This is a genomic window from Mucilaginibacter boryungensis (assembly GCF_015221995.1).
GTDB lineage: Bacteria > Bacteroidota > Bacteroidia > Sphingobacteriales > Sphingobacteriaceae > Mucilaginibacter > Mucilaginibacter boryungensis.
In genome coordinates this window covers 1,078,108-1,098,996 of record NZ_JADFFM010000002.1, presented here as the reverse complement: position 1 = coordinate 1,098,996, position 20,889 = coordinate 1,078,108, and the positions used below count along the sequence as shown (strand labels likewise).

At 44.8% G+C, this 20,889-nt stretch carries 21 protein-coding genes and 1 pseudogene; 12 read left to right on the top strand and 10 right to left on the bottom strand.

Going from position 1 to position 20,889, the window contains the following annotated elements; translation table 11 throughout:
• Positions 1-332: 332 nt before the first annotated feature.
• The 5 genes from IRJ18_RS17770 to IRJ18_RS17750 all read right to left on the bottom strand — a co-directional run bounded on the left by IRJ18_RS17770 (position 333) and on the right by IRJ18_RS17750 (position 4,004).
• Positions 333-587: a zincin-like metallopeptidase domain-containing protein gene (locus tag IRJ18_RS17770; RefSeq protein WP_194107639.1), complete on the bottom strand. Its 255-nt coding sequence runs from the start codon at positions 585-587 to the stop codon at positions 333-335.
• Between the two features lie 229 nt (positions 588-816).
• On the bottom strand, positions 817-1,008 hold the full coding sequence (locus tag IRJ18_RS17765; protein WP_194107638.1) for an ArdC-like ssDNA-binding domain-containing protein: 192 nt from the start codon (positions 1,006-1,008) through the stop codon (positions 817-819).
• A gap of 133 nt (positions 1,009-1,141) precedes the next feature.
• Positions 1,142-1,483, bottom strand: coding sequence for a DUF6527 family protein (locus IRJ18_RS17760; RefSeq protein ID WP_194107637.1), 342 nt, complete (start codon positions 1,481-1,483; stop codon positions 1,142-1,144).
• On the bottom strand, positions 1,480-2,865 hold the full coding sequence (locus IRJ18_RS17755) for a ThiF family adenylyltransferase (RefSeq protein WP_194107636.1): 1,386 nt from the start codon (positions 2,863-2,865) through the stop codon (positions 1,480-1,482). Before IRJ18_RS17755 ends, IRJ18_RS17760 begins: the two co-directional genes overlap by 4 nt.
• Before the next feature lie 2 nt (positions 2,866-2,867).
• On the bottom strand, positions 2,868-4,004 hold the full coding sequence (locus IRJ18_RS17750) for a multiubiquitin domain-containing protein (protein WP_194107635.1): 1,137 nt from the start codon (positions 4,002-4,004) through the stop codon (positions 2,868-2,870).
• 464 nt (positions 4,005-4,468) lie between these two features.
• Between IRJ18_RS17750 and IRJ18_RS17745 the strand changes: the two genes are divergently transcribed.
• The 5 genes from IRJ18_RS17745 to IRJ18_RS17725 all read left to right on the top strand — a co-directional run bounded on the left by IRJ18_RS17745 (position 4,469) and on the right by IRJ18_RS17725 (position 7,233).
• The gene (locus IRJ18_RS17745) at positions 4,469-4,831 is read left to right on the top strand and encodes a helix-turn-helix domain-containing protein (protein WP_194107634.1); all 363 of its coding nucleotides are present in this window, start codon (positions 4,469-4,471) and stop codon (positions 4,829-4,831) included.
• Between the two features lie 10 nt (positions 4,832-4,841).
• Entirely contained in the window at positions 4,842-5,390 is a 549-nt protein-coding gene (locus IRJ18_RS17740; RefSeq protein WP_194107633.1) for an ImmA/IrrE family metallo-endopeptidase, read from the top strand.
• A gap of 115 nt (positions 5,391-5,505) precedes the next feature.
• Positions 5,506-6,261, top strand: coding sequence for a TIGR04255 family protein (locus tag IRJ18_RS17735; RefSeq protein ID WP_194107632.1), 756 nt, complete (start codon positions 5,506-5,508; stop codon positions 6,259-6,261).
• Positions 6,258-6,749 carry a hypothetical protein gene (locus IRJ18_RS17730; RefSeq protein ID WP_194107631.1) on the top strand — a complete coding sequence of 164 codons (492 nt, stop codon included), beginning with the start codon at positions 6,258-6,260 and terminating at the stop codon, positions 6,747-6,749. Before IRJ18_RS17735 ends, IRJ18_RS17730 begins: the two co-directional genes overlap by 4 nt.
• Positions 6,750-6,753: 4 nt before the next feature.
• Entirely contained in the window at positions 6,754-7,233 is a 480-nt protein-coding gene (locus IRJ18_RS17725; protein WP_194107630.1) for a DUF7689 domain-containing protein, read from the top strand.
• Here the strand turns inward: IRJ18_RS17725 and IRJ18_RS17720 are convergent.
• Entirely contained in the window at positions 7,223-8,392 is a 1,170-nt protein-coding gene (locus tag IRJ18_RS17720) for a type IV secretory system conjugative DNA transfer family protein (RefSeq protein ID WP_194107629.1), read from the bottom strand. The genes IRJ18_RS17725 and IRJ18_RS17720 overlap by 11 nt on opposite strands.
• Before the next feature lie 112 nt (positions 8,393-8,504).
• On the opposite strand from IRJ18_RS17720, the gene IRJ18_RS17715 reads away from it, so the two are divergent.
• The 7 genes from IRJ18_RS17715 to IRJ18_RS17685 all read left to right on the top strand — a co-directional run bounded on the left by IRJ18_RS17715 (position 8,505) and on the right by IRJ18_RS17685 (position 14,813).
• Entirely contained in the window at positions 8,505-9,422 is a 918-nt protein-coding gene (locus tag IRJ18_RS17715) for a tyrosine-type recombinase/integrase (protein WP_194107628.1), read from the top strand.
• Positions 9,423-9,666: 244 nt separating this feature from the next.
• Entirely contained in the window at positions 9,667-10,722 is a 1,056-nt protein-coding gene (locus tag IRJ18_RS17710) for an LPO_1073/Vpar_1526 family protein (RefSeq protein WP_194107627.1), read from the top strand.
• Between the two features lie 368 nt (positions 10,723-11,090).
• Positions 11,091-11,984, top strand: a complete 894-nt coding sequence (locus IRJ18_RS17705) for a tyrosine-type recombinase/integrase (protein ID WP_194107626.1) — start codon at positions 11,091-11,093, stop codon at positions 11,982-11,984.
• A gap of 93 nt (positions 11,985-12,077) precedes the next feature.
• Positions 12,078-12,350: a helix-turn-helix domain-containing protein gene (locus tag IRJ18_RS17700; RefSeq protein WP_194107625.1), complete on the top strand. Its 273-nt coding sequence runs from the start codon at positions 12,078-12,080 to the stop codon at positions 12,348-12,350.
• Between the two features lie 178 nt (positions 12,351-12,528).
• Positions 12,529-12,792, top strand: a complete 264-nt coding sequence (locus IRJ18_RS17695; protein WP_194107624.1) for a hypothetical protein — start codon at positions 12,529-12,531, stop codon at positions 12,790-12,792.
• Positions 12,773-13,246 carry a hypothetical protein gene (locus IRJ18_RS17690; RefSeq protein ID WP_194107623.1) on the top strand — a complete coding sequence of 158 codons (474 nt, stop codon included), beginning with the start codon at positions 12,773-12,775 and terminating at the stop codon, positions 13,244-13,246. The genes IRJ18_RS17695 and IRJ18_RS17690 overlap by 20 nt, the downstream gene beginning before the upstream one ends.
• A 76-nt stretch (positions 13,247-13,322) precedes the next feature.
• Positions 13,323-14,813 carry a recombinase family protein gene (locus tag IRJ18_RS17685; protein WP_194107622.1) on the top strand — a complete coding sequence of 497 codons (1,491 nt, stop codon included), beginning with the start codon at positions 13,323-13,325 and terminating at the stop codon, positions 14,811-14,813.
• Here the strand turns inward: IRJ18_RS17685 and IRJ18_RS17680 are convergent.
• From IRJ18_RS17680 to IRJ18_RS17665, 4 genes and pseudogenes are all read right to left on the bottom strand, one after another.
• Positions 14,794-15,855 (bottom strand): annotated as a pseudogene (locus IRJ18_RS17680) (YifB family Mg chelatase-like AAA ATPase); the annotation flags it as partial. The gene IRJ18_RS17685 and the pseudogene IRJ18_RS17680 overlap by 20 nt on opposite strands.
• Before the next feature lie 171 nt (positions 15,856-16,026).
• On the bottom strand, positions 16,027-16,743 hold the full coding sequence (locus IRJ18_RS17675) for a hemerythrin domain-containing protein (RefSeq protein WP_194107621.1): 717 nt from the start codon (positions 16,741-16,743) through the stop codon (positions 16,027-16,029).
• 156 nt (positions 16,744-16,899) lie between these two features.
• Entirely contained in the window at positions 16,900-19,947 is a 3,048-nt protein-coding gene (locus IRJ18_RS17670) for an efflux RND transporter permease subunit (protein WP_194107620.1), read from the bottom strand.
• Positions 19,944-20,888 (bottom strand): efflux RND transporter periplasmic adaptor subunit, encoded by a 945-nt coding sequence (locus IRJ18_RS17665; protein ID WP_228072932.1) that lies wholly within the window; start codon positions 20,886-20,888, stop codon positions 19,944-19,946. Before IRJ18_RS17665 ends, IRJ18_RS17670 begins: the two co-directional genes overlap by 4 nt.
• Between the last annotated feature and the right edge of the window lies 1 nt (position 20,889).

Below are 20,889 nucleotides of genomic sequence, written 5' to 3'. Positions count from 1 at the left end.
TTACCCGTATAATGCTCTAAAAAAATCTCGTTTACTAATTCGATCGATTTATTGTATAGGACCATTTAATTTAAAAAAGTAAAGTTTAAGGGTACTAATTAGCTTACTTATATCCTACATATTGTTTTATAAAAAAGACCCATTACTGGGGCTCTAATTCATTTTTCTCACTTTTCCGATTGGTTGTATATTGAGAATAAAGTCAATCGTTCACTGCGCTGGGCTACTGGCATAGAAAATTAGTCGCTTATCCTGTTTTAGCAGATCAAGCCACCCACTTACGTAAGCGACGCCGTTATCAATCTGCTCCCCAATTATGTTGGCGACGGAATTTAGATAGCTGCCCCGATCTCGGCAGTCAGTTCCTCGACACAGTATTGCTCTGAACCGTACTTGCCAAAGTCCATAATTTTCTTCTGGGCAAGACGCGACTCGTGGCCTGTGGCGTGGATTAGCTCGTGGAACAGCGTAGCGTAATAGCTTTCCGCGATACTGAACAACTTTTGTCTGGGAAGCCCGATGTAATCCTTTTGGGTATCGTAATACGCCTGCAGCTTGCCATGCCTGATGGGCGGGCAGTTCGGCATACTCTCGACGATTTCCTCGCAGGCCGAAATCTAGGAAACTGTTCCAGCTGTTTTGGGAACAGTCGACACTTCGGGCAGTTGGTCGCATTGGACGATGTTGAAAACGTAATAGTACCAGAGTATCGCCTGGTCTCTCCCTCCTGGCCGGTTTCTTCCTGCGGCTTGGGTTCACGTTTCCAGAAGATCGCGAGGTGTCTCTTCACCCTTCTTCACGCTTCCGCCCGTTCCTTTATTGCTTGAAACTGAGGAAGTAATTCTGTGCGTAATCGAGGGGTGCGAGAAGCCAGGTGTTGATGCCGGTGTAGGGCCGCTTGGTGACGAAGTTCTGCGGATGGCCCGCTTCGGCCCAAGCCTTCTTCCAGGGAATAAGGGTTCTGTTCCCGTTGCGCGATGATGCGGCTGGTGCCGATGCCGTAGACATCGATGTGCTGTGGTGGGCTCATGGCGTACACTTTTTATGTTCAAAGAGTTTCCTTGATTTTACGCGCTTAGTTTTAATAAGGGTGGCTATTTTGCCTACAAAGACTAATAGTAGAAGCCGGTATTGTCCTCTTTTAATTAGTGCCACACCATTTTACTTCGCCTTTTCTTAAAAAAAAGTGACTTTTACAGCCTGTGTTTTTACATACCGATGGACTTATTTCTGTGAATTTTCCCTCGCTTAATTTCCAGCAGGGAGATTCATTTTCATCAAGATTAATATTAATCTCCTCCCCACAGCCGCATGGACATAGTAAGGAAGCGAACCAATGCTCGTTGCCGCTGCCTTCTACATACAATAAACCTGGGCGCATATTGTCGGGTATCTGTTCTACGTATTTATTTACGTAGAACAGCTTCTTCTTAAAGGTCCGGTAGTATTGGATCTTTAAGAAGTTTATGAGTTTTTCAATCATAAAATACTGAGTGAGGATAAATTTAAAAATGGTTGCATTAAACCGCGTCCCACAAATTTGGCGAGGTATTTATCTTGTGCGCCCTCTTCCGAATGCCAAATTTCCCACTCGCTGATGCTAATGTCCGTTTGGGCAAACCGTTTGTTAGGGTCATATCGGTAAGGGTGTATCCTTGCTAAAAACTCCAATACGGCAAGCGATGAGACCTGCATATTGATAGAAATTACAGCTGGGCTATCTACATCCATATTGACGACATACCCTCTTTTGCGCTGCTCAGCATACATGGTAGGATTTTTTCTTTTCAGTTCTTCCGAACTTAGCTGCTCGATGGTATATACCCCTCGCGAAAGAAGTGATGATTTACCTGGTTGCAGGTAATGCACCGAGCCCGATATTTCATCGATGCCACCCTTTTTGTCGGATACCAATTTTACCCCCATGTCAATATAAGGTAACAGGTAAAAAGTCGCCAATGAGTTTGCTATGCTTCTACCTTCAATAGAGTCAACGCAACCAAAAACAAAGTCAGACGCTATAATCGCCGCTATCAATTTCGGATCTTCCTGTACCAGAGTTTGATAAATTTCCACCTCTGTATTGAATCCGAACGAGGTGATAGCGGCCTTTAAAACATCTACCTTAGCCCTTTTATTAATTGCATCGTCTTCTTTTGAATTTAATATACGGTTGAGATTTTTGTATTCAATTAAATCAGGATCAACTAAAATTAACTTGCCCACGCCTAGCCGGGCTAACTGCTCAATGGTAATGCTACCGGTACCTGAACAGCCGATAACGACCACCGTTAGCTCTTTAAGCAGCGCAACGGTACCTTCACCGAAGGTTTGCTGGTTACGCAAAGAAGCAGCATGGCTTTCAATTTCTTTTTGTCTCCGCATAAATTTAACGCTGTCACCTACAACGGTAATTTTATCAACGTTGTGAAATTCATTAGTTTCCGTTACAACCCTGGCAATCATAGATTCGTCTTCATACATAATTGCACTAAAATGTGGCTCCGAATCATTCATTAAGGAATAAATGGACGGGAAGATTATGCGGTCAGAGGCATCATCAAGTTCAGAAAATCCAGTAAAGCCTTTCGGATGAGAGTGGATTTTTAATATCCCCATCCCCTTTGAAGCGGCTTCATCAACCAAATCGTCTATCAAATGTGTTGGCCATTCAATAAAATCTCCTTTTCTTAAGCATTGGTCATGCGGTATGCATAATAGCCGGTGTACAAGTAACCATTTCTGGTTACCTGTACTATGCCGACCACAAATCGCAAATGCTATAGCCTCTTTTTCATCGCCAGGGAAGAGGTGCTGCCTAAGCTGCCGATGGCTTTCGCCAGTCATTTTTAAGTGGTACTGCATAACTATCGCTTTGTGAATTCCTCGTTTAAACTATGGTTCATTAAAGCGATATGGGTAGCTAAATTATCCTCGCCGGGCACCCACTGGTTATTGGCAGTTCTATGCCTTGACCATTGCTGATATTGCTTATCTTCAATCGCCAAAGGACTTAATGCCCCAATAGGCTGCCCATCCGTCCTTGCTAAATTAGGATACATATAAAACATATCTAGTGGCGCAATCGGATAGTTTTGAGGGATACGTATAGCTACATCGGTATGACGCTGGCTATAACCAGCAGGTAGCGGATAATCTCGTAAAATAACCCATTGAGCGCCATCACTTAACAACGTTTCATAAGCCAGCCCTTTTTCTTCTAAGTAGCTTACATCTTCCTGTGGTAAAAGGAAGTCGCGTTTGTTAACGCGACCCTCCGTACAGTTTTTAGCTTTAGCACTAAAGCGTTCGATTCCACAGGCGGTAAAATCTACCACCTCGTCCGCCTCTACAATTTTAGAACCGCCTGTATGTTTATACCTTAAATAGTAGGTTTCGGGCGTTTCATTAATCAAGGCCAGAATTTCGCGGCCGGTCATGGCCGGTTTACCCACCGTAAATGGTGTGGTATTGATTTTGATGATATACTTAAAGGCTATAACTGGTATGACGCCACAACTAAAGCAATGCTCAATGTCGAGCACACAGTCTTTACGCTCCGTAACAAAGTGCATACCCCCGCATTCAATTTTAATTTTAACCTGTGGCTGGTGGCCATAACTTACTTTGCTACCATCTTTATTGACCAAAATTAGGAAATGTTCTTCCGGGTCAATGCCTGCCAACTTTAAAATCTCAACTGACGTAAGTTCACGCTTATCAGTAACTTCCGGGTCGTTGTTTACACTATAATTCCTGTACTCGGCATCCTTAGTAATAAAACGTTCAAAGCCTTTAGCAGATAAATCAACTGTTTCATCCGTGGCAATCTTTTTAAAATCACCTTCAAAGAGTTGAAATAGGTCCAGGCATTCGATGTGTTTTAGATTCGCCTTTTCCATGAGCTGTAAACCACTAACTTTAGGCTCATTAAATAAAAGTTCAACGTCATTTACTGATGTTGCAAAATGTGAAACCTCGTGAGGTTCTTTTATATTTTCCATGTTATATTGTATTAAATAATAATAAAACCAAGTTTGCGTCTCTCGCAAGCTTCATTGTTGAAATACGTTTAGGCAATTGCCTAGCTGTTAAGATATAGTGGCTTATTATAATTTAATTGTAAACAATAGCCCGGTGAATATTACTCTTGAAGAAAAATCATCAACCTCTTGACAATTAAGAAATGAGTAGCTATCTTTGAAGTGCAATATCCAATGATATGACAGGGACCAAACCTGTTAACTCATTTAAAAACTAAGAGCTGAGTGACATTTCACTTGGCTTTTTTATTTATCTCCCCTTTTTACATTCCTGTCATTCTAAAACCTTGTAAAGATATATCAATTTTCGATATCCACCAAATATATTTACATTTTAATTTTTTTTATCCACGCAAATGTAAGTGTTACTTACAGTAATTTTTATTTACATTTTTTTGTATATTTGCACAATAAAATACTACCTTGTGATAGAAAAAGACGATGAAGAAAAAGTGTACTTGCGATTAGGTACACTTTTGCGATTTTACAGGAAGAAAAAGGGGCTGAGCCAAGACGATATTGCAAGGCATATAGGCCTATCTAGGATTTCCATTGTAAATATAGAACAAGGAAATCAGAAGATTCAGCTACACGATCTTTTGGATCTGCTATTACTCTTAAATATCGATCCAACTGAACTTTTTAACCCTTTGTTTGTCATACTTAAAAACAGAAGCAATCAAAAGCGGGAAAAAAACATCACCAAAGGATTAGAACATATTGATAACAAAGAAGATGTTTCAAAGATTTTAAATGAATTTTGGACGTTCTCAAATCTAAAAAAGTGAAAATCACCATATGGCATTATTAAGCAAGTTTTACAAAACCATTGAAGGTCAGATCGATTCTATGCTCAATCAAGCTGGGATTACCAATGCCCCTGTACCTATAGAAAGCATTGCTAAATCCCAAGGGGTTCAAGTTGTTGCGTACGACCTGGGCAATGAAATTTCAGGCGTGCTTGTTATTGACGAAGGATCCGGAACAATAGGATACAACCAAGACCATCCACCAGTACGGCAGCGGTTCACGATTGGACATGAGCTCGGTCATTATATGCTTCATGTCCCACGAAATAAATCTAAGGAGCTATTCGTTGATAAAGACTTTATCGTAAAGTTTCGAAGTCAGAAACCGTATACCCAAACAGAAATTAGACATGAACAGGAAGCCAATGCATTTGCTGCTGCAATTCTGATGCCTAAAACATTTATTATTAAGGAAGCGAGAAATCCAAAGTATGCTAATTACTCTGAGACGAAACTTATTGAGGAACTGGCGAAGGTTTTTGATGTTAGCGTGCAAGCAATGACCTATAGATTTGCTGACATAAATTTATTTTCATAACAGCGGTAAGCAGGCTACTTACATTAAATATAGACTAAAATAGATTATATAATTTAATTGAATACTAATTAAGGCACTTGCAAATTCAATTGTTAAAAATATCTTTGTGCGAGTAATGGCAAAAAACAAAGTGGAATATCCACACTTACCTAAATCGCCTGTGTCAACTGCTGTCCTTGAAGTCAGGTATGTTATGCCTGAAAAATTAGACATTGCAAATTTCACGACGATAAATCCATCGTTTTCAGAGGGATATCCTACTCAGCAAACCACCAAATCACGAGACTTTAAAATTGAGGAGTTAAAAACAGGTAAACCACATGCTGTTTTTAGCGAAGAAAAAGTTCAGGAGCATATATATATTAGTCTTGATAAAAAGCAGAATTTCAAAGTAACCAAAGAGAATTTTAATTATAACTGGAATGGTAGCTATCCAGGATGGGAGGTATTCATTGCGGAGGTACGACGAGTTTGGGACATTTATTTTGAAAAAATACTGTTTGATAAAATTGCTATCACAGGTGTTTCCATTAGATTCATTAATAAAATAGTTGTAGACTTTCCCATTAGCACCCCTGCCGATGTATTTAATGTTTCAATAAACATTGCAGAGGGCGTTAAGATGCCGGAGGTTGAGAACTATCTTGTGCGTTACACTATCTCATATGACAACCAATCTAAAGCAATTGTAACGCAAGCGTTAGAATCAAATGATAGCAAAATATTTCCTTTTATATTCGACATAGACGTAATCCTAAACCAAAACATTGCCCTGGATGGTATTTGGGAAAATTTCGATATTTTACGATCTTTAAAAAACGAAATTTTCTTTTCTTCTGTAAAGGATAGTGTATTAGAAATGTACAAATGAAATTCTCAAAATCACTTACGATGATTCCCCTTATGGTGGGACTTAATGCTTCAGGCAGTATTGCACACAATACTAACCTGTCATTTAATGAAAATGAGTTAAACAATAACTTAATAAATATTGATTTAAGTACGTTCAATTATTTGATTGAAGTTAAAGAGATAACTACGGATTCATTGTATTTAAAATCCAGATTTAAAAAATACCTAGCTGCGTGGAAAAGAGAGACTTTTGTTATTTCAAACATTGACAAGATTATAAACAATAGAAATTTTTTGAATATTATTAATATGGGGGATAACGCTGTCCCATTTATATTAAACGAAATCCACAACAGGCCAAGCAACTTAGTTTGGGCCATGAACTTAATTTTTAAGGGGAGGATTTCTAACAACAACCTAACGATTAATGAAGCTTGTAAGGCTTGGGTAAAATGGGGCCTGTCAACGAGAAAAATTTCAGATCGTGATTTGATAGACTTAGCCTGATTACGTGTTAGATTCACCTGAGAACAGGGCGCTCGTTATAGATAGTTTCCCTGATTTACTTCATGACCCCTCTTTTACCATTACAAGCCCGTGCGATCCAAACTACAATTGTATCGCATGGACTGGTTTTACAACCGACACTTGGTGGGAGGCTGATCCCAGAATTCCTTTCGTGCTAGATGGTGTAAAAGTCGATTGGCCTTTTGGAGCGAGAAACGATAAAAGTATTTTTGCCCTTATAGATCTATTTCTCCGCCAGGGATATGAAATTTGTGAAAATGGTTCTTTTGAAAACGGAGTTAGAAAAATCGCATTATATGCGGATGAAGATGGAAATTATACGCACGCCTCTAGAATGAAGCGAAACGGGATATGGACCAGCAAGCTAGGTCCTGCTTTTGATATACTGCACATTGATGCGACAATCATTCAAGGTGAAAAGTATGGAACAGTGCATACCTATATGGTGAAATCTAACAGATAACTGTTTGAGCACTAAACGGCTTGCCTCTTGTGCCATCAATCAACAAATGTAAATACATACAGTGTTTCGGCAGGTTAATAAAATCATCCGTCTTGAAAACAGGGTAAAACTCCTGCGCCATAACCTTTGCGTCTGCCGTCCCCAAGCGAAAGCAGATAATTGTTCCCACATTCCCCAGGATTGACTTTCTAATGTCTTCGGGCAACTGCTCCAGGTACTGGTGCGTCAGGAACAGCCCTACCTTGTACTTGCGCACCTCCGATAGCATGGTGGCAAACGAGGTAGAGATAAAGGAATGCGCCTCGTCTATAAAGATGTAAAATGGCACGCGCTCGTGTGCAGCTTTTGTGGCTCTCCGCATGGAAGCCATTTGCAAACCTGTTGTCAGCAGGCTTCCGAGCAGTTGCGAGATGTCCTCACCAATGATTCCCTTGGAGAGGTTGCAAATCAAAATCCTTTTATTGTCCATAATCTCATCCAATGAGATGCCATATTGCTGCCCTACAATGCCCCGCAACGTCTCGCTTGCAGCGAATACACCGGACTTGTTAAGTATCGGCATGATGGCCTCCGCTCTAAGCGAGGTCGGGTAGTTGTCATATTCGTTCCTCCAAAAGGAGTGGATGTAGGTATTGTCGGTATAGTGCAATACTAGGTTCCGAAACGCCCTGTCCAACAGGAGCGGCTGGATATCTAGCAGCGTAGCCGCCGGATATTCGAGTAACGTCAGGATAGTGAAGCGCAGGATGTACTCCAGCCGCGCCCCCCACGTGTCGCCCCAAATCCTCTTGAACATCTGCACTACTTCGGAAGCCACGAGATGCCGCTGCTCGGAAGCCACGCTTTGCAGCGGGTTAAGACCTGTGTGGTGAGCGGGGTTGGTGGCGTCGAAATATATAACGTCCCTTTTCCTGTGTTCAGGAATGATGTGCATCAGCCTTTCCGCAACGTCGCCGTGCGGATCAAGCACCGCCACGCCGTGCCCCTTGTGTATGTCGTCTATGGCCATGCTCGCCAAGAGCGTGCTTTTTCCCACGCCAGTCTTTCCGATGGCATATATGTGCTGTAGCCGGTCGTTCAGCAGGATGCCGAACAGCCTGTTAGTGTTGCGCCAGTTGGTCGTACCGATGGGGGTGAAAGGCTTTGAGTGGTCATTCATACGCTATTCATCCTATGAAAAAACAGCTACGGAAAACAGGGTGGCTAATTGGTTTGCCATGCCATTTGTGCCCCCCTGATAATCTGAATTAAAATACCCCACACTGTAATGGATGAAAGACATACATCAATTATTCAGGGAGTTCATAGTGGAGTGCGAATATGCCCGCAAGCTTAGGCCGGAAACGACAAGGGGTTATAGGGCGGTCTTTCAGCTCTTTCTAAAAGTCATGCCTGAAATAACCGACATCGCTGCGCTAACGCCTGACATGTTGAACGAGTTTTTTAGGCGCATTGAAACTAGACCACGAAAGGTTGGGAAACAGATACGATCGGGGGTTAAGAAATCAACCATAAAAACGCAGTGGAGCAAGCTCAACGTATTTTTTGAGTGGCTGTGCAAGAGGAACTACATGATCGAAAGCCCACTCAAGCACATCAAGGCACCCCGTCCAAACTATGATGACTTTCGCAGGCTGGAAGACAGCCAAATCAACAAGATATATTCCTCAGTCGTCCGCTGCTCTGCCAGTCCGCTCATTATCCGCAGGGATACCTTAATGGTCAGCCTGCTGCTGTTTTGCGGTATCCGCAAGGGGGAGTTCATATCACTGCAGGTGAAGGACATTGATCTAATCAAGAACGAGATCACTATACGAGCGGAAACCTCAAAGTCAAAAAAGACGCGGGTGCTTACCATGCACCCCACGCTGATACTCCACCTAAAGGACTACCTCAAAGAGAGAAAGTCGCTGAAGACCGAGCTCCTGATCGTTTCCTCCAAAAAGGATGAGGGCCTGACGCGGCATGGCCTTAAGCATTGGGTGAAAAGCCTCATCGTCAGGTCGGGAGTCAGGTTCCATCTGCACCAGTTTCGCCACACCTTCGCGTGCAAGTTGTGCGAAGCCAATGTGAACGTTTTCAAGGTTCAGAAGCTCATGGGACACACCGAAATAGCCATGACCATGAGGTACGCCCGTTCAATGAGAACCGAGGACATGACCGAAGACATTGGCAAGATATCGATTTAAACAATTCTAAATTATTTTTGAAAGGCACTATAACTTAGACCTGGTTTTTTATTACATTACGATCAAAAAGCTGATATGGATTGGTTGCTATCTAACAAAGAATGGGTCTTCAGTGGCATCGGAGTATTCGTGCTTGGTGCTGTCGTTAGCTTCTTTAAGCTAAGAAAAAAAGGCGAATCAGTCAAAATGAAACAGAAATCCGGAAGCCATTCAACAAATATCCAAGTGGGAGGAGACTTAAGAAATGATTTTTAAAAAATCAAAGCTAAAAGCCGGCTCCAATTCAACGAATATACAAGTAGGTGGAGATGCACAATTTGGATTATCATATGATGAGGCACGGCAGATTGCGCTCGATATTTTTAAATCAAACTTTTATGAATTTTCTGAAAAGGCGGCAAAGATCGCATTAGAAAGGGCAGAAGAAATTACCGAAAAGTTCCTTAAAACATTTTTTAATGGTTCTGATTGGGACAAAGCAAAGCTTGAAGAGCCCGCGGTGCAGTCCTCTATATACGAAGTGCAAAAAGCGTATGCTCGAACGGGCGATAAGGAGTTAGAGCAACGGCTACTCGATGCCCTACTGGCGCGCATCGGTTCCGAGGAACGTCACATCAACCAAATTGTACTTGATGAAGCAATAGCGGTATTGCCGAAGCTAACCGACAATGAAGTGAAATTGCTCTCATTGGTAGTTTCAGCAACAAAAGTCCAATATCAGGGAGTTAATACCCTAAAAGCATTTGATGATTTTGTAAATAGTGGCTTAATGCGTTTTTTTCCTGACAAAATATCACCTGCGGAATCCACCCACCTCCAATATTGTGGCTGTTATACGTTGCCAATGGGGGGGGCGCATTTTTTTATGTCTTTAGGTGAGTATCTGGGAGCAAGGTATAAAGGTCTTTTAACTCGTGGTTTTTCTGAGAAATATTTTATGGAGGAAACGAATGGAATGACATTAATCAGCTTGGGAGATTTCATTATCAAAAACCTGCGAAATCCCGAGGTATATCAGTTTAATGTGTTGCATGATAACGAGTTTGACCAGCGACTGACACAATTGGGGTTAGGCGAAAAAGGGAAATTACTTAAAGCCCTTTGGAACAAAACAGCAATGAATAAAACGGAAGTGGAGAAGCTGCTGATAGACATGAACCCTCGTGCCAGTAAATTAATCTACACTTGGAATAAAACTATCCTTCCTGCAATGCAGCTCACGCCTGTCGGTTACGCAATCGCGATCATCAATTTCAACCGGGTCATGAACGCCAAGCTCGACTTTTGGGCTTTCATTTGAGAGAGAAATGTAAAAGACATTTGAATTTTATTATACTTTGTGTACAATAAGGTGGTGATTCGGAATCACATTACAAGCTAATTTACAGCCAATAGAGAAGCTTCCCCAATGGGAAAACAGGCCGCAGAAAACGATTTCGATTTCTTCCGAAATAACCGATTTAGTCTTACGTTTCCTCGTTCAAATGAGGAAACGCCCGCTTCTAACACCTCTTAAGGAGACGGTCCGAGGTTCGAGCCCTCGTGGGGGCACAAAAGCCTTGTGGCGAAAGGATTATTTCGAAAAACACCCATTTTCAACGGCCACACCCTTCGGTAAACAGGCCGCAGGTTCAAAAAAACGCCCCTCTCTGTTGCGCTTGCAACCCCATGGACATACAGACCATATCGCAAAAATTCTGTGAGTATTCAGCCTCAATCCGCGGCTATTCGCCCCACACCATCAGGAGATACACCACGTCGGTCAGCTTCTTTAGTCGCAATACCGGCATTGCAGAGCTCAGCCAAGTTACCGATGAGAATGTGCGAGCCTTTTTCTACGGCGGCAGGACAGAGCGCAACTGGTCGGTCAACACCTACATTGTTTACCGCAAGTCGCTGCTCGTGTTTTTCCGCTGGTGCGTCAAGCAGGGGTACATGGAACGGAACCCAATTATTGACATCGAGATACCAAAACGCGAAAAGCGGATACCGCCAAAACTTACCAAGCAGGACGCGCTAAAGCTGCTTGAGCTTGTCTATCATTACCCCTACGAATACTCGTTTCTGAGATACCGGAACCATGCGATCTTCTCAACCTTCATATTTGCGGGACTGCGAAAAAGCGAACTGCTAGGCCTGAAATACGCGGACGTAGACGTGGACAACCTCACCATATTTATCCGCCAGGGCAAGGGAAACAAGGACCGGATCGTACCGATCAGCCACACGCTTGCGCAAAGCCTGAAGCGGTACATAGAGCAAAGAAAGCGACTGGGAAAAACCAACCCTGAATTCTTCTCGTCGCTGCGCGGCAATATCGGATTTACCCAAAACGGACTCAAGAAACTGGTCGAGCAGATGCGCGAAGCTTCCAGGCTGCCCTTCACCGTCCATAAGCTGCGGCACACCTTCGCGACGCTGATGCTGGAGGGAGGCTGCGACATTTTCAGCCTTTCGAAGATGATGGGACACAGCGACATCAAGACAACGACGATATATCTGGCCGCCAGCGCCGAGCACCTGCGCGCGCAAATGACCAAGCATCCCCTGAATGATATGTAAGAAATTGGGAAGGGACGATTGTCCCCCTCATTGGTTCTTTACAACTTCTTTACCATCCTTATCATATAGTCATATGGTTGATACTGTATTGGTATGGAACAAGGAAACAGACCTATTCCAAATAGACTAAAAATGCACCGCAAGGTGATGGGGCTGAAGCAGCGCCACGTCGCGAGGCTGTTGGGGCTTCATGACACCAAGCCGATTTCCCTCTGGGAAAAAGGGCAGGCCATGCCGAACTCCGTCAACCTCATCAAGCTAAGTATCATCTACCGCACATTCCCGAACGAGCTGTATTACGAGCTATTCGGCGAACTGAGAGAAGAGCTGACGGCACTCGAAGCCCGGCAACCCGCAAACCAATAACTCCAACCCGAACAAGAGCAAACACTATTGTCTTTTCTCTATGTCCGTTAGCTAACGGACAAACATAATCAGCCCATTGGGAATGGCGCGTATAGCTACCGATTTAGTCAAAACCAAAAAAACGAGCGAACGAACGACGATTATCAAGTATTAGCACAACGAGTTACCAATACCACATATGTACAACCCTATAGAAATCCAACTTGCCAACGAGATAGCCGAGCGCCTAAACGACCCCAACTCCGTCACGCAGTACCTGAAGTATGCCAAGCAGTACCCGCACAAGGTGCTGCGGGAGAAGCTGGAATACGTGTGTTCCCTGCCCGACCGAAAAATCACAAATTCCCGAGGCGCGTACTTCATCTTCCTAGTGGAAACGCAGTTACGGGACAACAAGTGGCGAGGGTTTAATTACCGCAACGATGGCCGTCCTGGGCATTAGTCCCGGAACGCGCACTACCGGCATAGCCGTGGTGCACCGTAGGGAGTTGCTGGAATGCAGGACCGCCACGACGCGCAAATCGGGCCCGGCCGTCCACGCTGCCACGGCAGCGCACTATCTCCGGCAGTACAAGATCCGTTCGGTGGCAATCAAAGTGCCCCCGGCCACGCACCTGAGCGAACGGCTGAAGGCAGTCCTCAAATGCCTCCTCAAGCTGTTCGAGTATCACGGCTGCATGGTGCAATACAGCGACACCAGCAAGATCAAGACGGCCGTTCCCGGCATGCGCAACAAGCGAGACCTTATGACCTTCGCCTCAGGCCTGTACCCTCTGCTGGCGGCCGAGCAGTCGAAGGAATACGGCAACAGCCAGAAATACCACCACAAGATGTTCGAGGCGGTCGTCATCGCGCACCTGCATGAACAAGACGATCTTCACAAAAACAGTCCATAATGACAAATTAGCCACCCTAGGAGGTGGCTTTGTTTTTTCATATATTTAGGTAAACCAATTCCTTAAAACAATTCATATGGAAAAACAACCCACCGCAAAACGCGTCGGCATATGGATACGGGTGTCCACCGACATGCAAGTCAAAGATGAAAGCCCTGAACATCATGAGCAACGCGCGCGATACTATACCGAAGCCAAAGGCTGGCACGTCGCCGAGGTGTACCAACTGGGCGCCTTTTCCGGCAAGTCAATCAAGGATCACCCCGAAACAAAGCGAATGCTCGTCGACGTCAAAAGTGGTCACATCACGGGACTGGTATTCTCGAAGCTCGCGCGGCTGGCGCGCAACACCAAGGAACTCTTGGAATTTTCCGAGATTTTCCGCGAAGTCGGGGCCGACCTGGTGTCCCTCGCAGAAAGCATCGACACCAGCACTCCCGCTGGCCGACTGTTCTTCACCATAATAGCCGCAATGGCGCAATGGGAACGGGAGGAAATAGCGAGCCGCGTACAGGCATCCGTTCCCATCAGGGCCAAGATGGGCAAGCCGCTGGGCGGCGCGGCGTCGTACGGGTACAGATGGGAAAACAAGACGCTGGTGATCGACGAGGCCGAGGCGCCGATACGCAGGAAGCTCTACGAGCTGTTCATCGTGCACCAGCGCAAGAAAGCAACCGCGAAGGCCCTGAACGATCTGGGCTACAGGACGCGGAACGGCTCGCCGTTCTCGGATACTACCGTCCACCGGCTGCTGCGCGACAGCGCGGCCAAGGGCGAGCGCATCGCCAACTACACCAGGTCAACGGACAACAAGAAGCAGTGGCAGTTCAAGCCGCAGTCCGAATGGGTCACGATACCGTGCGATCCCATCGTCTCCGCCGAACTCTGGACGCAGTGCAACGCCATCCTGGACGCGCAGGAGGCGAAACGGAAGAAGCCGGGACGTAAGGCCGCCCACCTGCTCGCCGGGCTGGTGCAGTGCCATTGCAGCAAGGCCATGTACGTCTTTCACAAGACGAACATATACACCTGCCGGACCTGCAAGAACCGCATCAGCGTGGCGGATATCGACGAGATATACCAGTTCCACCTGAAGGACTACCTGGAAAGCATTAACTCCGACGATTACCGTGCCCAGCACGATGCGCAGCTTGCGGACGCGAAAAAACTCCTTGAGGCAACGCAAAAGGAGAGGGACAAGCTGGCCAAACAGATCGACGCCTGGATAGACATGCGCACCAACAACGAGCTGTCGAAGGAAAGCTTTGCGGAAAAGTACAAGCCCGCCGAAATACGCCTACGACAACTCGACGAGCATCTGCCGGAACTGGAAGCGGAAATAGACGTGCGCACGGTGCACATGCTGTCCGGCGACCGAATCATACGCGAAGCACAAGCGCTTTACGGGCAATGGGAAAGCATGGCATTTACTGAAAGACGGGCAATTGTTGAAACAATTACCAACGGCATCACAGTCGGGAAAGATGAAATTGACATCTCATTTTCCTACACGGCCCCGAATTTCTTAAATGCGGGAACTAAGCAACACAAACACAGGGGTTCATAGAAGCTACCAGCATAAACGAACTTGGGTAATCAACCGTAAACTTAGCACGCGATATGGTCACGCGGCGCTCTTCCAACGGCTGGCGCATTACCTCCAGTGCACTGCGTTTAAATTCGGGCAGTTCATCCAAAAACAATACGCCGTTATGGGCCAGTGATATTTCACCCGGTTGGGGGTTGCCTCCACCGCCTACCAAGGCTACATCACTGATAGTGTGGTGCGGGCTGCGGAACGGCCTTACAGTTACCAGTGCATCGGCTGCAGCCAGTTTACCCGCTACCGAATGGATCTTAGTCGTCTCTAACGATTCATATAAACTCAAAGGCGGCAATATAGAAGGCAGCCTGCGCGCCAGCATGGTTTTGCCCGCCCCCGGCGGCCCGATCAGTATTACGTTGTGCCCGCCTGCTGCTGCAATTTCCAGTGCGCGTTTAATGTTTTCCTGGTCGCGAACCTCGCTAAAATCGCTATCGTAGCTATTTAAGCTATTAAAAAACTCGTCGCGGGTGTTTACCACTTCGGGCTTCAGGCTGCTATCGCCATTAAAAAAATCAACCACTTGTTTAATGTTCTCAATGCCATAAACATCCAGTTCATTTACAATGGCAGCTTCGCGTGCGTTTTGTGCGGGAAGGATAAATCCTTTAAACCCCTCTTTGCGGGCTTGTATAGCAATGGGTAATGCCCCTTTAATGGGTTGCAGGCCACCGTCAAGCGACAGTTCTCCCATAATCAGGTACTTGTCAAGTTCCTCAGCTTCTATCTGGCCCGATGCCGCCATCATACCGGCAGCAATGGTCAGGTCATAAGCTGAACCTTCTTTACGGATATCTGCCGGGGCCATATTTACAATTACCTGCTGCCGCGGCATTTTATAACCGCAATTCTTCAAGGCCGATTGTATACGGAAATAGCTTTCTTTAACGGCGTTATCAGGTAAGCCCACAATATGGTATTGTGTACCCGCGGCAATATTTACTTCGACTGTAATGGTGATGGCTTCTATCCCGAAAACCGCGCTGCCAAAAGTTTTAACTAACAATGTGGTAAAGTTTATTTAGGCGTAAGATAAATTCATTTTTGTAAACGCGCAAATATACTCCCGCTAAACATTATCCCAATTGCATTAATAGCAATACATAACAATTCATATAACTTTATGATCGCTAAATATTAAACACTACGCAGCAGTGTTTACCCACTATGTTCCTTGTCAAATATTGGGAGTAAACAAATTCAGGTCGTAAATATTCATTGCTTTTTCAATACTGGTTACCTTATCTACGGCCATATCAAACCCATCCCCGCCGAATTGTTCTTTCTCTTTTTTTTCAAAATCTTCTCCTAATGCGTCATATTCATGTTTGGAGATCAGGTTATGCAAGGCGGGGAAAAGGATCGTATCTTCTCTGGCTTCGTGCGGGCTATACATCCGCACAAATGCCTGCATATCCTGTACCATTAGCTTTTTTTCATCGGTTGTTGGATTGGGTTTTTGTGCGTTAGCAATAATGCGCAGGGTAAGTAACCGTCCTTTTTGGTGTTGTAGTCGTAATACTTTGGTTAAGTCGGTAAGCTGGCCCGCTTTTTCAAATCTGGGAAAAAGATGGTCTTCCTCCAGTTTTTCGTGATATTCCTCGATAAATGTTTTAATAAGGTTGGCAGACTGGGCGACCAGCGCTATATTAAGGTCTTTTGCAGTGGTTAAACGATTACAGGCTTCATCATAAATCAATAATATTCGTTTAAGCACGCCATGTTCCCGCATCAGGTCTTCGTTTGTAGTAACATCTTCATCACCACCTTTTTCTGATGTACAGGAAACTATACCTGTTGCTGCCAGGCCTGAGGCTACTAAAATCCCTGTTTTTGTTAAAAAATCCCTGCGGCTGCCCGGTTGTTCATGTGGTGGATTTTCATAGTTTTTCATAAGGCTTTAATTAATAATACCTGCTATGAATACCAAAAATCCGTCCATTTTTTTGCGAAAAGGGGAAATAATTTTAGCTCCCCTTTAGGGGACTCTTTTTGTCCCAGCAGGGTCTCTCGCAGAGCCCTGCGAAAACTTGACTTTGTACTTTTAGCTTTATACTTCCGGCTCTTTCTTGTACACTACCCTCAGCATACTTGGCAATACAATTAATAATAACGGCAGGGCTACAAGAAAACCGCCTATTACAGCAATTGCTAATGGCTGGTGTAATTGTGCGCCAGCACCTATACCCAGGGCTAATGGCGTTAAAGCTATAATAGCGCCCAAGGCTGTCATTAACTTGGGCCGTAAACGGGTAGAGATAGCATAAATAATGGCTTCATCAACACTTTGCTTAAGTACAGCATCCCTGAATTGCAGAAAAGTAAATATGGCATTCTCACCTATGATCCCTACTATCATAATTAAACCCGTGTAACTGCCTACGTTTAGTGGGGTTTTTGTAATAAATAATGCCAGCAAGCTCCCTGTAACGCCCAATACTGCAATAATTAGTATCAATAAGGCCACCCGGAACTGTTTAAACAAAAACAATATCACCCCAAACACCAACAGGCTGGCAGTAATCAGAATCAGTAATAGCTCTTTAAAAGATTGCTGCTGCTCGGCATATGCGCCGCCATACTCCACATGGTATCCGGCAGGCAAACTCACTTTATCCGCTATCCCTTTTTGTATGGCGGGGATTACGCTCCCCAAATCAGCCCCTTCTAACCTGGCGGTGATAACACCCATCGATTGCAGGTCCTGTCGTTCTATTTCAGCATCACCCGATCTTAGTTCTACCGTGGCTACCTGGTTAATGGGTAGCAGGTTTCCGTTTGGTAAAAATACATTCAGGTTTTTTATGTTTGCGATGTTTAGCGACCTGTTACCCGGGTAAACCATACGGATAGGCGCCAATTGCTGCGTTTCATAAACACTACCCACCACATTACCTTCCAAAGCGGTTTGGGCCTGGTATTGCAGGCTGGTGGGGTTTAAGCCATACTGTGCCAGCCGGCTATAGCTGGGCACAATGCTTACCGAAGGACCAGCTATCACAATACCATCAAATACATCGGCAGTGCCTTTAACGCTGGTTATTACAGCTGCAATTTGCCTGGACAGGGCCTGCAATGTTTTTTGATCATCACCAAAAACCTTCACCTCAATAGGTTGGGTCGAACTCATTAAATCGCCCAGCATATCGGTAATTACTTGTCCAAAATCGACGCGTAAAGCGGGCTGGGTCTCTTCAATTTGTTTACGGATATCGCTTGATACTTCGTCTGTGGTTTTATCCCGTTTCTTTTTAAGTTGTATCAGGTAATCGCCCCGGTTGGGTTCAGTAATAAAAAACCCCATTTGTGTACCTGTCCGGCGCGAATATGCTTCAACCTCGGGCTGCTTCGCCAATATTTTTTCCACTTCGCGCAACAGCCGGTCTGTTTCTACCAATGATGTCCCCGGCGGCGAACTATAATCCAGCACAATACTGCCCTCATCCATTTCCGGTAAAAAGCCTGTTTCTAATCTTCCGGGAATAAATACTAATACGGCAATTAATACTAATGCGATGATACCACCAACATACGGCCGCAGTATAAAGAACGACACCCATTTCTGGCGTTTTACTTCGTGTACCTCTTCTTTCTTTTCAGCCACCCCAAGTTTGTCTCTGCTTAACAGCAGGTATATTACCGGCAGGCCTATCCAGGTCACAAAAAATGAACAGGTAAGAGTGATGATCATGGTATTGGTAAGCACTTTGAAATAGGCGCCTGCCACACCTGTCATTAACAGGAAAGGGACGAAAATAACAATGGTACTGATAGACGAGCCCACCATGGCCGGGAACAGGTAATCGACAGCCTTGCGAAGTAAATGCCGTGTAAGCTCATTAGGATGCTCCTCGTGTGTCCGATGGATCTGCTCCACCACAACTATGGCGTCATCAATAATTAAGCCTATGGCCGCCGCAATAGCGCCCAGCGTCATAATATTAAGCGTATACCCAATGGCGTATAGTACAATCAACGTTAACCCTAAAGTGATGGGTATAGTGATTAAAATAGTAGCACTGGCCTTTACCGAACGCAGGAAAATAATAGCAACCACTATAGCCAGCGCCAGCCCTATCCATAAACTATCGCTTACACTTTTTACCGAATCGTTTACAAAATCGGCCTGGATATAATAAGGCTTAATACTAACATCCGGAGGCAGTATATTTTTCAATTGTTTAACCTTTACGGCCATATCATTTGAAAGATCTATCAAATTGGCGTTAGGTTGTTTAGTGACGGCTATTAAAACACCATCGTGACCGTTGGCGTTAATTTTAGTGTATTCTATGCCCTCGCTTATCTGCACATCCGCAATATCTTTTAAGCGTGTAATGCGCTTGCGGTTATTGGTGATCACCAGGTTTTCGAGCTGGTTTTTGCCGCTTAGTGTTGCATCTGTCACCGTCAGATACAGCATTTTATAATCGGCCAAATACCCGCCCGATTTTACAAAGTTGGTTTGCGATAAAGCCGTGTTAATATTATCGGGGGTTAAAGACAAGGCGCTCATTTTAGCCCGGTCTAACACCAGCCAGTATTCTTTTGACTTCCCGCCAATTACTTTTACTTCAGATACGCCGCTTACTTGCGATAGAAAAGGCTTCACTGTAAAAGTGGCCAGCATTTTCAATTCAATGGGCGACCGGTTGTGGCTTTCCAGCGTGTAACCACTTACGGGCAATATAGATGGGTTCATCTTCTCTACCGATATATTCACATCGGCAGGCAAGTCATTTTTTATCTTGTCTATTTGTGCCTGTATACGCTGCTGACTTAAATCAATATCGGCGCTCCATTTCATAAATGCCGATATTTCGCAGCTGCCCCTGCTGGTAGTACTGCGCACAACCTCCAGATCAGGCACCTGCTTTACGGTGTTCTCTAACGGTTTGGTTACCGTTATCATCATTTTATTTACCGGCTGCAGGCCCTCATCGGCAATGATCTTAATTTTAGGAAAGGTGATATCCGGGAACAACGAAGTTTGCAACTTGGTATACACAAACACGCCACCTATTAAAATAAGCGCCAGCATTAAGCTGATGGGCTTTTTATGCGATATAAAATAGTCCTTTACAGGGCGCGCGTTCATTGTTTTACAATTTTAACCTTAGCGGTATCGCTTAAACCATAATTCCCGGTTACTATAATACGGTCGGTCGGGGTAAACTGTGGTGATACAATTTCCACCCTGTCGGTGGTTTCTATGCCCTTTTTAACCGGAACTTTTACGGCCAGGGTATCTTTTATCAGCTTCATCACCCAAAACTCTGTCTGGGTTTCGTTAGCCAGCACTGCCGATTTTGGCAACGATGCGGTATTCGATTTTGCTGTTTTTACAAGTCTTGCACGGGCAGTCAGGTTTTCGGGAATGGCATGACTGCTATTTATTTTCAGCACTACACCCTGTGTTTGTGCTAAGGTATCCACCGCAGGCATCATCGACGCTACGCGGCCTGTAAGCTTTTCACCGTCGGGCAAGGTTAATGGGATGTCTTGTCCCAGTTTAACTAATTGTCTGTATTCGTAAGGCAACTGCATTACAAACGCAAAGCTCGATTCATCGTTAACAACGGCCAGTTGCTCACCGTCAGCCACGTAATCGCCAACCTGGTGGCTTAATTGCGTAACATAGCCATGCATGGCAGCTTTCAGGCGGTTTACCCCCGAGAACTTAAAAGTAGTATCTAAAATATTAATGCTGTTTCCAATGGCCTGTGCCTCTTTTGTTTTAATGGTGAACAGCAACATGCCTTTGCTTACAAACTGTCCCAGCTTGATATTTGCCGATTGGATATAGCCGTTGGCATTAGCTTTTACATAGTTTTTTTGCAGGAAGGCTGACGTCGCGTTCAAATCAACATAATCGGCCATGGGGTTTTGGTCGATAGTGGTAATCGTAACCGGCGTCTGTGTTTTTACAGCGGCGGCGTCTTCATCTGCTGCAGGTTTATCACCGCCACAGGAAGCCAGGAACATCGCCGCCAGTAAAATAACGGGAGTTACCAATGAATATGTAAAAAGTTTCTTCATG

What these genes read in the sequence shown, in the direction of transcription:
- IRJ18_RS17720 (WP_194107629.1), bottom strand. Translation starts at nt 8,392, where the DNA reads ATGAATGACCACTCAAAGCCTTTCACCCCCATCGGTACGACCAACTGG.
- IRJ18_RS17770 (WP_194107639.1), bottom strand. Translation starts at nt 587, where the DNA reads ATGCCGAACTGCCCGCCCATCAGGCATGGCAAGCTGCAGGCGTATTAC.
- IRJ18_RS17730 (WP_194107631.1), top strand. Translation starts at nt 6,258, where the DNA reads ATGAAATTCTCAAAATCACTTACGATGATTCCCCTTATGGTGGGACTT.
- IRJ18_RS17695 (WP_194107624.1), top strand. Translation starts at nt 12,529, where the DNA reads ATGTACAACCCTATAGAAATCCAACTTGCCAACGAGATAGCCGAGCGC.
- IRJ18_RS17750 (WP_194107635.1), bottom strand. Translation starts at nt 4,004, where the DNA reads ATGGAAAATATAAAAGAACCTCACGAGGTTTCACATTTTGCAACATCA.
- IRJ18_RS17675 (WP_194107621.1), bottom strand. Translation starts at nt 16,743, where the DNA reads ATGAAAAACTATGAAAATCCACCACATGAACAACCGGGCAGCCGCAGG.
- IRJ18_RS17740 (WP_194107633.1), top strand. Translation starts at nt 4,842, where the DNA reads ATGGCATTATTAAGCAAGTTTTACAAAACCATTGAAGGTCAGATCGAT.
- IRJ18_RS17760 (WP_194107637.1), bottom strand. Translation starts at nt 1,483, where the DNA reads ATGATTGAAAAACTCATAAACTTCTTAAAGATCCAATACTACCGGACC.
- IRJ18_RS17700 (WP_194107625.1), top strand. Translation starts at nt 12,078, where the DNA reads ATGGAACAAGGAAACAGACCTATTCCAAATAGACTAAAAATGCACCGC.
- IRJ18_RS17670 (WP_194107620.1), bottom strand. Translation starts at nt 19,947, where the DNA reads ATGAACGCGCGCCCTGTAAAGGACTATTTTATATCGCATAAAAAGCCC.
- IRJ18_RS17685 (WP_194107622.1), top strand. Translation starts at nt 13,323, where the DNA reads ATGGAAAAACAACCCACCGCAAAACGCGTCGGCATATGGATACGGGTG.
- IRJ18_RS17755 (WP_194107636.1), bottom strand. Translation starts at nt 2,865, where the DNA reads ATGCAGTACCACTTAAAAATGACTGGCGAAAGCCATCGGCAGCTTAGG.
- IRJ18_RS17715 (WP_194107628.1), top strand. Translation starts at nt 8,505, where the DNA reads ATGAAAGACATACATCAATTATTCAGGGAGTTCATAGTGGAGTGCGAA.
- IRJ18_RS17735 (WP_194107632.1), top strand. Translation starts at nt 5,506, where the DNA reads ATGGCAAAAAACAAAGTGGAATATCCACACTTACCTAAATCGCCTGTG.
- IRJ18_RS17710 (WP_194107627.1), top strand. Translation starts at nt 9,667, where the DNA reads ATGATTTTTAAAAAATCAAAGCTAAAAGCCGGCTCCAATTCAACGAAT.
- IRJ18_RS17665 (WP_228072932.1), bottom strand. Translation starts at nt 20,888, where the DNA reads ATGAAGAAACTTTTTACATATTCATTGGTAACTCCCGTTATTTTACTG.
- IRJ18_RS17690 (WP_194107623.1), top strand. Translation starts at nt 12,773, where the DNA reads ATGGCCGTCCTGGGCATTAGTCCCGGAACGCGCACTACCGGCATAGCC.
- IRJ18_RS17765 (WP_194107638.1), bottom strand. Translation starts at nt 1,008, where the DNA reads ATGTCTACGGCATCGGCACCAGCCGCATCATCGCGCAACGGGAACAGA.
- IRJ18_RS17705 (WP_194107626.1), top strand. Translation starts at nt 11,091, where the DNA reads ATGGACATACAGACCATATCGCAAAAATTCTGTGAGTATTCAGCCTCA.